The sequence below is a fragment of the Sphingobacterium nematocida genome, assembly GCF_900168125.1.
GTDB lineage: Bacteria > Bacteroidota > Bacteroidia > Sphingobacteriales > Sphingobacteriaceae > Sphingobacterium > Sphingobacterium nematocida.
In genome coordinates, this window is record NZ_FUZF01000001.1 from 252,551 (window position 1) to 265,417 (window position 12,867).

Annotated in this window: 12 protein-coding genes; 2 read left to right on the forward strand and 10 right to left on the reverse strand. The window is 44.3% G+C overall.

All coding sequences use genetic code 11. The features are described 5' to 3' along the window. Window positions 1–17: 17 nt before the first annotated feature. From B5X76_RS01125 to B5X76_RS01145, 5 genes are read right to left on the reverse strand one after another with little or no spacing between them, the layout of a single operon-like run. Complete coding sequence (locus tag B5X76_RS01125; protein ID WP_139375163.1) at window positions 18–218, reverse strand: hypothetical protein; 201 nt, start codon at window positions 216–218, stop codon at window positions 18–20. Window positions 219–261: 43 nt separating this feature from the next. Next, on the reverse strand, window positions 262–909 hold the full coding sequence (gene pdeM, locus B5X76_RS01130) for a ligase-associated DNA damage response endonuclease PdeM (protein ID WP_079640589.1): 648 nt from the start codon (window positions 907–909) through the stop codon (window positions 262–264). After that, entirely contained in the window at window positions 909–3,356 is a 2,448-nt protein-coding gene (locus tag B5X76_RS01135; protein WP_079640590.1) for a ligase-associated DNA damage response DEXH box helicase, read from the reverse strand. Before B5X76_RS01135 ends, pdeM begins: the two co-directional genes overlap by 1 nt. After that, complete coding sequence (locus tag B5X76_RS01140) at window positions 3,340–4,941, reverse strand: ATP-dependent DNA ligase (protein ID WP_079640591.1); 1,602 nt, start codon at window positions 4,939–4,941, stop codon at window positions 3,340–3,342. Before B5X76_RS01140 ends, B5X76_RS01135 begins: the two co-directional genes overlap by 17 nt. Continuing rightward, on the reverse strand, window positions 4,938–6,029 hold the full coding sequence (locus tag B5X76_RS01145) for a ligase-associated DNA damage response exonuclease (RefSeq protein ID WP_245800883.1): 1,092 nt from the start codon (window positions 6,027–6,029) through the stop codon (window positions 4,938–4,940). The genes B5X76_RS01140 and B5X76_RS01145 overlap by 4 nt, the downstream gene beginning before the upstream one ends. Here B5X76_RS01145 and B5X76_RS01150 point away from each other — a divergent pair. Further along, window positions 6,018–6,527, forward strand: a complete 510-nt coding sequence (locus tag B5X76_RS01150) for a hypothetical protein (RefSeq protein WP_139375164.1) — start codon at window positions 6,018–6,020, stop codon at window positions 6,525–6,527. The two genes, B5X76_RS01145 and B5X76_RS01150, sit on opposite strands and share 12 nt — an antisense overlap. A 164-nt stretch (window positions 6,528–6,691) precedes the next feature. Further along, complete coding sequence (locus tag B5X76_RS01155; RefSeq protein ID WP_079640593.1) at window positions 6,692–7,795, forward strand: sensor histidine kinase; 1,104 nt, start codon at window positions 6,692–6,694, stop codon at window positions 7,793–7,795. Window positions 7,796–7,799: 4 nt separating this feature from the next. Here the strand turns inward: B5X76_RS01155 and B5X76_RS01160 are convergent, their stop codons facing one another. The 5 genes from B5X76_RS01160 to B5X76_RS01175 all read right to left on the reverse strand — a co-directional run bounded on the left by B5X76_RS01160 (window position 7,800) and on the right by B5X76_RS01175 (window position 12,858). Continuing rightward, complete coding sequence (locus B5X76_RS01160) at window positions 7,800–8,054, reverse strand: hypothetical protein (RefSeq protein WP_139375165.1); 255 nt, start codon at window positions 8,052–8,054, stop codon at window positions 7,800–7,802. 120 nt (window positions 8,055–8,174) lie between these two features. Then, window positions 8,175–8,807 carry a YciE/YciF ferroxidase family protein gene (locus B5X76_RS01165; RefSeq protein ID WP_079640595.1) on the reverse strand — a complete coding sequence of 211 codons (633 nt, stop codon included), beginning with the start codon at window positions 8,805–8,807 and terminating at the stop codon, window positions 8,175–8,177. Between the two features lie 135 nt (window positions 8,808–8,942). Continuing rightward, the gene (locus B5X76_RS01170) at window positions 8,943–9,710 is read right to left on the reverse strand and encodes a DUF421 domain-containing protein (RefSeq protein WP_245800885.1); all 768 of its coding nucleotides are present in this window, start codon (window positions 9,708–9,710) and stop codon (window positions 8,943–8,945) included. Between the two features lie 156 nt (window positions 9,711–9,866). Then, complete coding sequence (locus B5X76_RS21910) at window positions 9,867–10,022, reverse strand: hypothetical protein (protein ID WP_176140959.1); 156 nt, start codon at window positions 10,020–10,022, stop codon at window positions 9,867–9,869. A gap of 205 nt (window positions 10,023–10,227) precedes the next feature. Then, window positions 10,228–12,858, reverse strand: a complete 2,631-nt coding sequence (locus B5X76_RS01175) for a TonB-dependent receptor domain-containing protein (RefSeq protein ID WP_079640596.1) — start codon at window positions 12,856–12,858, stop codon at window positions 10,228–10,230. Window positions 12,859–12,867: the final 9 nt, after the last annotated feature.

A 12,867-nucleotide genomic window follows, 5' to 3' on the forward strand; every position in this document is an offset into this window, starting at 1 on the left:
GTACCCTGAAGTGCAAACTACCTGTACATTGCGACTCTGTTTTCTCCCTGTTGATCGGAAGTCAGATTGGTGCTGCTGTCTATAATCCTTGTATCTTTAGACCATTCAAGGTTGTCTCCCCTGATCCACATAATTAATAAAACCAACACCACCAATATCAACAATAACCATACCCACCAAGAGGTAGGGGCTTTCCTTTTTACTTCTAAATGTGCCATATCAATCTCTTTTTTTGAATGAACACGCAGCATTAATAAAAGTTCAAAATAGCTCTATAACCCCGTTGCCCACAATGGGAAATAACCGATTGTTCAAGGTCTGTTTTATCATATGAAGGCCAGTCCATCGTCCAAAAGCTGGAAGCGTAAATACATTACCCTGCAAAAAGAAACAAGGCAGACGGTATAGTTGTCTCCCCCGTCCTTGAATGTGTACGCCGGGATGTAGATGCCCTACGATATTCAAGATTTGGGGAGGAACGTTGGTCAAAGGCTCGTGGGATAGGACAAGAAGATCTCCGAGTTCTAAATAATCGACGACCTGAAGTCGCGCGGCACCCATTATCGCTTCAGAAAGAATATCGTGATTGCCCTTGGTCAAAACAAAAGTGATATCCTCAAATTGCGTTAAATACATCACGAATTCATCCCATTCGTTATTCCAGCTCGAATGAAAGAGGTCTCCTAAAAACACCACACGTTGCACGGGCATAAGCTCTAGCAAGCTAGTCAAGCGGTCAAACTCTTCCTGCACCTGCATAGCTGGTACAAAAAGTCCTTCTTGCCTAAAATGTCCTAACTTACCCAAGTGCCAATCTGAAAGGACAAGCGTATGATATTCGGGGATATACAGTACCTTCTGCGCGAATAAAAGCAACGCTATCCCATTCCATTCTATTTGTTTTTTCATTATTCAAGTCTTCCTGTCAACTGTAATTTTAAACGATCCAACCGACTTTGCCAATCTTCATTACTATATCTCTCCCGAAAAGATTCTGAAAATATAGGAAATGCAAACGGAGTCAGCTTCTCTGGAAAGGTTAAAATAATCTTATGGCTGCTTATGCGCTCAAAAGCACGTTGCATCCGCCCTTCCTCAAGCTGAAAATCAAAAACCTCGTCGTAGGCCTGACGCAACAATAGATTGTGCGGATCATAATCTTCAAATACAGAAAAAAACAGCCCTGCATTTGCCTGCAAATGCTTGCTTTTCATCTGCTTGCCGGGATAGCCCTGAAATACCAGTCCGGCGATGCCTGCGATATCCCTAAAACGTCGTCGGGCCATCTCCTGTACATTAATGCCTGATGTAATATCCTGATGAAGATCCTTGCCAGACAACAACTGGGTGATCAGATCCAGATCAAGAGAAAATGGGGTTGCCGACAGTAATTCAAAACCGTACTCGTTGCTAGCGATGCTAAAGGTTGCCGGTTGTATCTTTCCTAGCCGATAGGCCAATACCTGCGCGAGTCCCTCGTGCACCAATTTTCCCTCAAATGGATATACAAAAAGATGATAACCGTATTTGGTATGGATGTACTCGATTAAAAGTTCATCTTCCTGTGGTAGTCCCGATCGCTGCTCTTGTTCTTTAAACAAAGGGGCTAAAAACTTGATTTCCGCACTCCTTCCTGATTTTTTGTGAATATGGCTAAAGCTGTGCCGTATCGCAATACCTAAGTCCGGAGAGATGGAAAACCGTCCCCCCATCCAAGAAGGCACGATACCTGTCTTGCGTGTAGCGGGCTTTACTATCGCCTCTATGCTCCGAACATGTAAAAGCTCCAGCTGCCGACCGGAAAACCAAAATACGTCCCCAGGCTTCAATCTGGATATAAAGGACTCTTCAATGCTGCCTAGGTACTTGCCTGACATAAACTTGACCCGCAACATCAGATCTGAAACAATGGCTCCGACGCTCAACCGATGCCGCATGGCCAATTTACGACTTTCGACTTTGTATAGGCCATCTTCCAATACCAATCGGTGGAAATCCGGATAAGCCGATAGTGAGCGGCCACCGTGAATGAGCATCGCCATACACTGTCCAAACTCTTCGATACTGATACTGGCATAACAATGGGTAAGCTTCAGTTCTTTAAAAATCATATCTGCATCAAAGCCGTCGCCTACGGCCAATGTGGTGAGGTACTGCAGCAATACATCAAAACTGCGCACGTAAGGAATGCGCTGCTCGACAATATGATTAGCTACGGCATACTTTAAGGAATCACCTTCGATAATCTCTAAAGAATTGGTGGGCACATAGTAGATATACGAAGTCTCAAAAGGGCGGTGTCCCGATCGTCCGGCCCGCTGTAGAAAGCGTGCTATCCCTTTGGGCGAGCCTATCTGTATCACGCAATCAACAGGTCGGAAATCGACACCCAAATCTAAGCTACTGGTACAAACCACCGCCTTCAACTTTCCTTCATGTAGCGCCTGTTCGACCCATTGTCTTATCTCATCGCTCAATGATCCGTGGTGAATAGCCAACAAACCCGCAAACTCAGGGTAGTGCGTTATAATATGCTGGTACCAGATCTCCGACTGTGAACGGGTATTAGTAAATATCAAGGTGGTGCGATAACGATTCACAATATCTACCACTTTATCTAAAAGTTTAATACCAAGATGCCCCGCCCAGGGAAATTTTTCCAAACTATCGGGCAATACGGTTTCTATGGACATATTCTTTTTTATATCGGCACGCACCATTACTCCCTTATGTTGCTTTCCTAAAAGTATTTCCTGAGCTTCCGCGAGGTTTCCTATTGTTGCAGACACGCCCCATATCTTGAGGCGCGGATTAATGGCTTTAAGACGACTTAAGGCCAGCTCCACGAGTACGCCCCGCTTGCTCCCCAGTAGTTCGTGCCATTCGTCTACGACGATAAACTCTAAGTGCTTGAAGTACGCTGTTGCACCTTTGGAGGTCAAGATAAGGTGTACGCTCTCGGGCGTAGTGATGAGTGCCTGCGGTGGAGATTTGCGTTGCTTCTGCCGCTCGGAGGTAGAGGTATCGCCTGTACGTAACTCCACTTTGTAGTCCAGGTCCAGGTCGGCACTTACGGCCAATGTGGTCTTATAGATCTCCTTCGATAATGCCCTTAATGGGGTGATCCACAGCGTATGCAATTTAGTCGTTTTAAATTGCGCTTTTTTCTTCAGAAAACGATCATCTCCGTAATAGTGCTGCAAGATACCAAACCATAAGGCAAAGGTTTTGCCAAAGCCTGTGGGCGCATTCAATAGACCGGACTTGCCGCCTGCAACAGCAGCCCAGGTTTCTTCTTGAAAACGGTGTGGCTGCCAGCCCTGATTAAAAAACCATACTTCAGCTATTGGATTCATGTAAAGACTGTATCAAGGTTAATAAATCCTGTTTAGTATTCGCTTCCTCTGCCATCTTATCCTGCCGCCACCGTAAAATACGGGGAAAACGTAGGGCAATGCCCGACTTGTGCCTGCTGCTCAGATTTATTCCTTCAAACGCTAGTTCGAAGACTAACTCTGGTTTCACACGGCGTACAGGGCCGAATTTTTCGAGCGTATTGCGCTTTATCCAATGATCAATCTGAAGCAGTTCTTTATCCGTCAATCCGGAGTATGCCTTTGCAAAAGGTACCAGTGTACCGTCATCCCAAACAGCAAATGTATAGTCGGTATATAGGTTGGCTCGTCTTCCATGCCCCGATTGGGCATAGATCAATACACCGTCTACAGACATGGGATCTGTCTTCCATTTCCACCAATTACCTCGTTTACGCCCAACTTCGTAAATGCTGTCCTTATATTTAAGCATCAACCCCTCGGCATTGTGCGTCCGCGCAGATACTCTAAAGGACTCGGCTTCCTCCCATGTTGAAAAATGTTTGACCTCCGATAGCCTCAACCTATTATCCACCGGATAGTCAGCAAGAATTTTTTCGAGCAGTGCGCGCCTTTCCATTAGAGGCCTAGTACGCAGATCTCTGCCCTCCCATTCCAAAATATCGTAACAGACCATCACTAAAGGCACCTCTTCCAGATTGCGTTTAGTAATTGTTTTACGTCCTATGCGGGTCTGCATCATCTGAAAATCCAATGGTCTACCCTCTTTCCAAGGGATGATTTCACCATCGAGTACGGTACCATTGGGTAGAATAGAATGAAGCTCCTGAAATTCAACAAACTTGTCTGTCATCAAATCTTCGCCACGGCTCCAAACAAAAACTTCGCCTTGACGAACAATAATCTGCCCACGGATACCGTCCAACTTGGGCTCTATAATCCAGTCTTCGATAGTTGCACTATCAAAAAATGAAGATTCGACAGGATAGGCCAAGAAAAAGGGATAAGGCAAAAAATGTTTGTCTTTTAAAATTTCCTGATGGAATAAGCTGGCAAAACTCTCCTGAAATGGGTCCCAACGGCCCATCATACGATGCTCAACAACCGCTTCATCCATGCTGAGATAGTCGGATAGTGCTTTGATCACTAGTTTTCTGGATACCCCCACGCGAAAATTACCGGTCAACAGTTTGTTGAACAAAAATAGACTGGTACCCGCGAAGCCAGACCAGTAGTGCTCCAGAATAGTACGTTGCTGCTCTAACACACTTCCCTGCATCGCAATAATATCCTGCAAGATGGAAGATAAATTAAAGTCTACCGTAGGTCTACCCTGAGGTAAGACTAAGGCCAATGTCTCTGCGAGATCACCCACGACATAGTACGATTCTTCCAACAACCATAAGGGTATCCCCGCCCGCTCGGCCACCCATAACCTCAAATCCGTGGTCTTAACTGGTCGCTTGGGTTTGTAGCCCATCAGCACCGATACGGCTAATAGTTTTTCCCCTTCGTCGGCATATTGCAGGTAATCCACTATAGCTTGTACCTTTTCCGAAGTTTTTGTCGTGGTATCGATCCGCTCAAATAAATGTACAAAATTCATTCCTCACCCTCCATGTCATCGCTGTAGAGGGTCTGTAGTACGGAAGACTGCACTCCATAATTCTCGGTCGCCCACCGAGCAAAACTACCTTCGTAACCATGGGTCAGGTAAATATGAGAAGCGCCGGTATTTCTGACTGCCGTATTAAGCTGAGTCCAGTCACAGTGATCAGACAGTGGAAAACCTTTGTCCACAGATCTACGTCTTCTAGACCCACGCAATTGCATCCAGCCGCTACACATGGCCTCTCGATAGGGTTTGAGCTTCCTTGCCCATGGACTGCCATTGGCCGATGGCGGCGCTACGATTAGCGCTCCTTCCATCTTACTCGGATCCGGCCCCGATGACATACGCGTTCCAGGAAAGCTATAACCCAAATCTGAAAGGGCTTCGTTCACATTTGCGACAGCGCCATGCAGGTAGATATCTCCCAAAGATTGATCTAAGTGTGCCAGTATATTCTGAGCTTTGCCCAGCGCATATCCGTAGATAACTGTATTATAACCCTTCTGTATATTTGATCTCCACCAATCATTAATATCGTTATAAACCTTCGTCGGGCTGGGAAATTGATAAATGGGCAATCCAAATGTACACTCTGAAATAAAATGATCGCATGTCACGAGTTCGAAAGGCTCGCTCACGCCATCGGATTCGAGCTTGTAATCGCCTGTAAAGACCCACACCTCATCGGCATACGATAACCTGATCTGTGCCGAACCGATGATATGACCCGCAGGATGAAATGAAATGCTTACCCCATTAATCTCGAAAGATTCCCGGTAGTGTATGCCTTGCACCGATTGCTCTCCCCCAAGTCTTAGTTTTAAAATCGGTACGGTATCATGATGACAGATATAATGCTGCATCCCCCATCGCATATGATCGCTATGACCATGCGTAATCAATGCCGTTTTTACAGGCCTCCACGGGTCGATATAAAAATCGCCCTGTTTACAATATAAGCCGTTTTCGTTGACCGTTAATAAGGACATATGCTGCGGATATTTGTGTACTGTAGTTATTTCTAATGCTAACAAGTGACCAGACTTATTGTTTAAAACAAATAACCGCCAATGAACTTTCATTTGAAACGACTGTTTTACAACGGTATCGAAAATTATAATACCATGAATGCAAACACACAAAACTTAATCGCGGGAGCCATCGGAGCAGTAGCATTGAATGCTGTACACGGATTAGCTAAGAAAATAATAAAAGATGCTCCAAAAATAGATGAGATCGGAAATGAAGGTCTCAGTAAAGCCATAGAATCGGTAGGTTTGGCGTCCCCATCCGAGCAAGTCGTCGACAATACCACGACCACATTCAACTTCGTCACGAACACCCTGTCCTACCGTATGATTGGTGAATACGACTCGAAAAATTTAGTGCTATTGGGGGCATTGCATGGCTTGGCTGTCGGTGCGTCGACCTTGTCCCTGAGTAAGACATTAGACCTTGACGAAACCCCTGTCGCCAGAACGTTACTGACAGAATGCTTAACGGTAACTTGGTACATATTAGGCGGAATAGCGACTGCCACAGCGCTGAAGGTGATCCGAAGCCATACCGACAAAATGTGAGTAGTCAAAAGAGCGATGTAACAGTCACTGAAGCAAATAGAAAACAAAGAGTTACAACACTCATTTACAACACGTTTTAATTCAAAATATTAATCAACAATTTACTTAACGTGGCATGATTTATGCCATAGTCAGGACAGACTTACATCCTAAAATTCGAACTTATGATACAATATGATCTGGATTTGCTACAGGTTTTAGAACACTCTCCTTTGGCCTGCGCTGTCTATGACAATCCAGATCTGCGTATAGCATTCGTTAATGACGCGATGCTAACCATGTGGTGCGCTCCTAAGGATATTCTGGGAAAGAGGTTTGGCGAAGTATTTCCCGGCTTTCGAATAGAAGGTTTTGAAAGTATACTGGAGAAAGTTTGGCAGAGCGGTATCACCTACCGTGCGACCGATACTCCAGCAGTTATTGTCGATGGTTCAGAAAAGCACCTCCGTTATTTTGACTTTGAGTACAAGGCGCTACTGGACGAATCGGGTGAGACTTACGCTATACTACATACATCTACAGATGTGACGACACGTGTCGAAACCAACAGCAAGCTTCGCATTCAGCAGGAACAACTATCGTTTAATAATGATTTAGAAACGTTGACGCACACGCTTTCCCATGATGTTAAAAATCCGTTGTCCGTCGCTAAAATGGGCATACATTATCTTAAAAATCAAAAAGACGCACTATCAGCCAATACGCTACAATGGTATGACATGATTGATCAAGCGCTCATAAATGTGGAAAATATAATTAATCAAACCGCCCAACTTAGTGCAGCGCGTTCTATTGCGAACATACAGAATGTACATTGCGTAACCGCTAAAATACCCGCTTGGTGCGAAGAGATTAAATTACTACAACCCTCATTTGCAGGAGATATAAGGCTCGGTCAGCTCTTGCCCATTTATGGCGACATTGGAGCTATCTATCAGATCTTTATGAATATTATCAGCAATGCAATAAAATATACGGCTCAGATAGATAACGCGGAAATAGCTATCTACAGCGAGCAAACAGACAAAGGTGTTGCTTACTTCATAAAAGACAACGGTATTGGAATTCCAGAATCCGAATTGAGCAAAATTTTCTGTGTTTTCAGCCGTGCGAGTAATGCTGCCGAACATCACGGTACAGGCATCGGATTATGCTTGGCAAAACGTATCATCGAACGATACGGGGGTAGTATCAACGTATCCAGCACAGAAGGTAAAGGTACACTGGTTCGTCTTTTTTTCTTAGACAAAGGAAATAGTAAAAGCTAGTCCATTAATCTTCGGTCGTATAACTGATGACGGCATGCGATTCTTTATGCGTAAAGCTTATAGAAAGACGATCTTCAAGTCCATGCAGCTTCTCGTAGAGGGGGCTTTCCAAATATTTTCGTTCCAGTTCCCTTAAAGCTCTTAAAACCTGCTCATTATCGACATACTCACCAAACAGCACTTCTGTATGTGTTAACTTATCGGCGGTCTCGACGCTCTTTATTATTTTGATGTTCCTACCATCTATCACTTGTTCCATATCGAATTGAAACTGAAATTTTAAATTAGGCTGCCCTAGCATCCATCTTATTATCTACCGTATATAAAATAAAAAAGAAGAACATATTAGCCTATTTGGGCAGCCTAAAACGGTGAGCCTCTACTCTGCTTTTGAATTGAGATTCGTGTCTGCTATACTTGTCAATAGCTCATCGCATTTTTTCTCCTCTTTGAGGGTCTGCAATAAAAGCTTAAGTGCTTGTTCGTGCCCCAATACTTTTGCAAAAGCGGCAAGAGTACCATATGTGGCGATCTCATAATGTTCAACCTTTTGTGCTGCCGCGATAATTCCGGCATCGCGTACTGCTCCGGGTTGTGTCTCTTCCAAGATACTTGCCCCCTCTTCAATCAAGCCCTCCATAGCGTCACATTTTGCTGCCTGCGCCTTTTTTCCGATACTTTCAAAGCAATCTTCAAGACGCTGTACATGTGTCTCTGTCTCTTGGATATGTAGGGTAATAGATCTTTTCAATTTTTCCGCTGTAGCATTTTTCTCCATTTTTGGAAGTGCCTTTAAAAGTGCTTTCTCGGCCCATAAAATATCCTTAAGACCATCTTCAAACAGATCCTGAAGATCCTTTGCTGCATCAGCCTTGGCTTTTACTTTTGTCGCTGTAGTCCCAGCGTTACTTTTTGCCTTCTGCATGTTCGAAGTTGATGACTCCTTTGCTCCTGCTTTTGCTTTGGAACCTGTAGTGGAAGTCTTTGTTGAAGTTTTCATTGTTGTTGCCATAATATTGAATAATTTAAGGCTGTAACAGCCGTGATCAATAGGTGAACAACATCGCGTTCAGAGGGTTGCGTGCGGCGATCAAAAAGCGTATTATTTGCCCGACATCAGGTACAAATACCTGTTAATCCAGTAAAATCAACTGTATCGCTTCGTGTTAATAGCGATCGTCCAACTCTCTTTTCCGCAACGCTGGCACTGCGGAGACGCCCCATTTAATTCCTGCACGACAACTCCACAGTACATACAGGCAAAGGGGCCGTAACTTGTGGCGGGATCTACCTTCTTGTAACGCGACGGAAACAAGGGTAATCCATACCGGACTTCTTCGTCGGCATAAAACAATACACTTAGCGTGCCATCAATCTCCAATAGTCCTTCGCGCACCTGTCCAAGATGCTCCACATTCAAATTTCGGAGTTCCGAAAAAAACTCCATTTTAGAAAAGTCGTTATCATGCTCGTGCTTAATATCAAACATTCCCTCTTCAACAACCGGCAACACCTTGCCTTCCAATAACCGGGTTACCTTTTCAGATCGTGAAGCTAACCAGGTTACCAATTTATACACCAGGATCACACATACAAAAACGATAACGGCATGTACAATAGGGATATCGCCCTGAAACATGGGATCACCTGCCGCAGATCCAAGGCTAATGATAATTGCTACCTCAAAAACGGTTAACTGACGAACACCGCGCCGTCCAGACAAACGGAGGATCGTAAGAATCAACACAAACATAACTATGGTGCGAATAGCAATTTCTCCTAGAAAAATAACCTCCGAATCGCGGCCAATAATATCCTCTAAATCGATCATATAAATCACATAAACAGAAAAAAGGTGGTATTTCATGACTGAAACACCACCTCCATTTGCACACACTAAACTCCTACTAAACATAACCTGCCAGTGGAGATTAACGCACTAACTATTGTTGATTTTTAATTGTTGTTTCGTCGATAGAACAGCCGTGCCCTACAATCGTTTTAATTTATTTTACTTTTTTAAAACGACGGATTCCCAACTCTAGTTTTCAGACGCTGCAACAAAGAACCTCTATCTGTTTAGGGCCTCCTCAACCGCGCCCGACAATGCCTTCGCCCACTTGGCATAACCTCCTGAAAGGTGGATTCCATCCCCCGAATAATCGGCTGGAGAGATACTACCATCGTGGCTTATAAAGGTGGTGCATTCGGCTATAGCGATCCTCACAGTAAAGCGAATGGCGTGTTTGTCTGGATTTACTTTTATTTAATACCCACACCGTTAGCCGGCTATCTCTCCTATATTCTTCATAATCTTCTTGTTTTTGTGATTTATTGGCTATCACAAAAATAAGAAGATTATACAGCAGCGATGCCTACTATATTCACAAGTTCTAAAACTATTTTACCTTATGCGAGCGATCACTTAGCTATCAATTGGCCCTGCTTTTCGCTTCCTTATTACTTTCCTCGATCTTCTTATCCTCGATCTTCTTACCTTTTGATAATACATAGGTAAAAGATAAACCAAACGTACGTGTAGGTCTTTTCTGATAAAAATCGACAAAGGCGCCCTTGCGTTCGGTCCACTCCCTTTCGCGGGCGGTATTGAAAATATCATTCAGGTGAAAGGTGATCTTGGCTTTATCCTTTGCCAACCGCTTACTCAAGGTAAGGCTTGAATAAAATTGATGGGCAAAGCGGGTATTGGCCGAGATGCGTGGCGACGAATACGACAGGTGGAGTGAAGCATCAAACCATTTCTTCACTTTCCAGTATTGATTTAAAGACGTTTCAAAGGTCTGTTGGTTCAGGTCCTCGTCCTCCAGGCGGAATACATTCTGGAACCAGGTGGCATTGGCCTGCCCCGACCACCAGGCGTTTAATTTCCAAGGCACAAACAAATTGCTGCCCCATTCGGTGCTTTTCGCAAAGTTACGAGACTGGTAGACCAACATACTGTTGTCCTTTGTTTCTGTAAACTGCGCAATTTTATCTTTGGTGTAACTGTAAAATAGATCTAAGGATATATTGTTCTTCAGCTGTATACCACCCTCCACACGGTGCATAATCTCCGGCTTAAGATCGGCATTACCCTGTATCAGTATAAAATCATCAATCTGCAAGGTGTAGGGATTCAGGTTTTTAAAGGAAGGGCGATTAATCCGCTTGGCGTAGTTTAAAATCAACGAATGCTGGTTGCCAATCTCCCGTTGCAGGAATATAGAGGGAAAGAGGTGAAAATAATCCTGCTGTATCCTATCGCCCGAAGTCAGGGACAAGGCATCGACAATTGTTTTTTCGCCCCGCAGGCCAATTTTTGCAGACAGCTTATCCAGCTTATAGTTAAAAGCCGCATAGCCCATAACCAGGTCTTCCTTATACAAAAATTCATTGCTCAGCAGATCATCCTTAATCCAGCTATCGTTCATTAGATTTTGGCGCAACACCTCATTATTCCGATCCGTACCGATATACTTCAGACCGGCCAACCAATTAAAGGAATGCTTATAATATTGTGTCCAATCGGTCTGTATACTGTAGATCGATGTCTGGTTGGGGGAATAGTTGATATACTGCTGGCTCGATGAGCTCCCTACCTCCTTCAGGGTATAGTGATTCTCCTCCCGATGTTTGTTATTCACATAATCGGCTAGGAAGCGTAAAGACGAGCCCAATGAATCGCGCTTCCAACTGTAATTTAGTGTGCTGGACAACTGCCTTGGCTTCGTCAACCAGTTGTTGAATGTTGTTTTAAAAACCGTATCCTGAAGATCAAAATGTGCATTGTCGGTATAAAAATTCTGATCCGTATGGTTATTGGTTAATATGGTCTGAAACCCGAGACTGTGATTGTCGGCAAGATCGTAGGATGCTGTAATCCGGCCATTGTACGATTTACTTTCCCGATAGCGATCCGTACTACTGGTATACGTCGACTGGTCGGCATAGGAAATATCGTTCGAGGCAAAGATATATTCGTCGTTTCTTAAATAGCCCACCACCGCCGTAAGCGTCAATTTGTTTTTCTTGAAATCCACAATGGTCCCGACATTGTAGTAAGGATCATCGACCTGCTGTAGATAGCGCGCGAGTAGGTTGACCCGAAAACCATCGAGCGTATTCTTACGAAGTACAATACGAATAATCCCAGCGGTACCCGAGGCTTCATACTCCGCGGCGGGATTGGGGATAATTTCGATCTTGCTGATGCTCTCGGATGGCAAAGACCGTAAATACTCTGCGAGCTGTTCGCTTGACATCCTTTGGATCATATCGTTGATCATCACCTGTACACTTTGGTTGCCACGCAAGCGTATTCCACCGTTTGGATCCACCCATATCCCCGGCGAGCGCTGCAGGATATCGAGTGTCGATAGACCACTTTCGAGGATAGAGCCTTCTACCTGCACGATCAATCGATCGGCTACCCGTTCAAAAGGCCTGCGCATCGCTTTGACATGTACTGTTTTGATCTGTACCTCGTTGGCCTGCAACACCATTTTTTGCAGTGGGGCACCATAGGGAGGTTGGAGATCCATTTTGTGAGGCTTGTACCCCAGCGCTGAGAGTTGTAGGCTATACTTGCGATCCGCTTTTAGGCTTTCCTGAATCGTAAAAACACCTTTTGTATCGGTACTGTAGATGGCTACCAGTCTGCTTTGCTCATCAAACAGCCGGATATTTGCAAATTCTATCGGACTATTTGCGGTATCTACAACGAGTCCTTGAATCGTCTGCTGTGATTTTATAGTCGGCTGCTTACCAGGATTATATATAGCAATAACTTTATCATCAATATTCTTAAAATCGAGCCTATATGGAGACAACATAGTCTGCATCAATTGCTGCAACTCCATATCGGTAGCAGGTACATCGTAGCGCATAGCATCCGTAAGCACCTCATCGCTGTAAAAGATAATCACCGGACATTGTTCCTGAATCTGTTTTAAAACAGTCTTTATCTGCCGCTCCCCTTTATCCAGCTTAATATTATGTTTTTGTCCGTAGGTAATCACCGTCGTCAACAATGACAACACGAAAATATAGGTCCCTTTGTTCATCTGCTCTGC

What these genes read in the sequence shown, in the direction of transcription:
- B5X76_RS01170 (WP_245800885.1), bottom strand. Translation starts at nt 9,710, where the DNA reads ATGTTTAGTAGGAGTTTAGTGTGTGCAAATGGAGGTGGTGTTTCAGTC.
- B5X76_RS01150 (WP_139375164.1), top strand. Translation starts at nt 6,018, where the DNA reads ATGAACTTTCATTTGAAACGACTGTTTTACAACGGTATCGAAAATTAT.
- pdeM (WP_079640589.1), bottom strand. Translation starts at nt 909, where the DNA reads ATGAAAAAACAAATAGAATGGAATGGGATAGCGTTGCTTTTATTCGCG.
- B5X76_RS01165 (WP_079640595.1), bottom strand. Translation starts at nt 8,807, where the DNA reads ATGGCAACAACAATGAAAACTTCAACAAAGACTTCCACTACAGGTTCC.
- B5X76_RS01145 (WP_245800883.1), bottom strand. Translation starts at nt 6,029, where the DNA reads ATGAAAGTTCATTGGCGGTTATTTGTTTTAAACAATAAGTCTGGTCAC.
- B5X76_RS01140 (WP_079640591.1), bottom strand. Translation starts at nt 4,941, where the DNA reads ATGAATTTTGTACATTTATTTGAGCGGATCGATACCACGACAAAAACT.
- B5X76_RS01135 (WP_079640590.1), bottom strand. Translation starts at nt 3,356, where the DNA reads ATGAATCCAATAGCTGAAGTATGGTTTTTTAATCAGGGCTGGCAGCCA.
- B5X76_RS01155 (WP_079640593.1), top strand. Translation starts at nt 6,692, where the DNA reads ATGATACAATATGATCTGGATTTGCTACAGGTTTTAGAACACTCTCCT.
- B5X76_RS01175 (WP_079640596.1), bottom strand. Translation starts at nt 12,858, where the DNA reads ATGAACAAAGGGACCTATATTTTCGTGTTGTCATTGTTGACGACGGTG.
- B5X76_RS01160 (WP_139375165.1), bottom strand. Translation starts at nt 8,054, where the DNA reads ATGGAACAAGTGATAGATGGTAGGAACATCAAAATAATAAAGAGCGTC.
- B5X76_RS01125 (WP_139375163.1), bottom strand. Translation starts at nt 218, where the DNA reads ATGGCACATTTAGAAGTAAAAAGGAAAGCCCCTACCTCTTGGTGGGTA.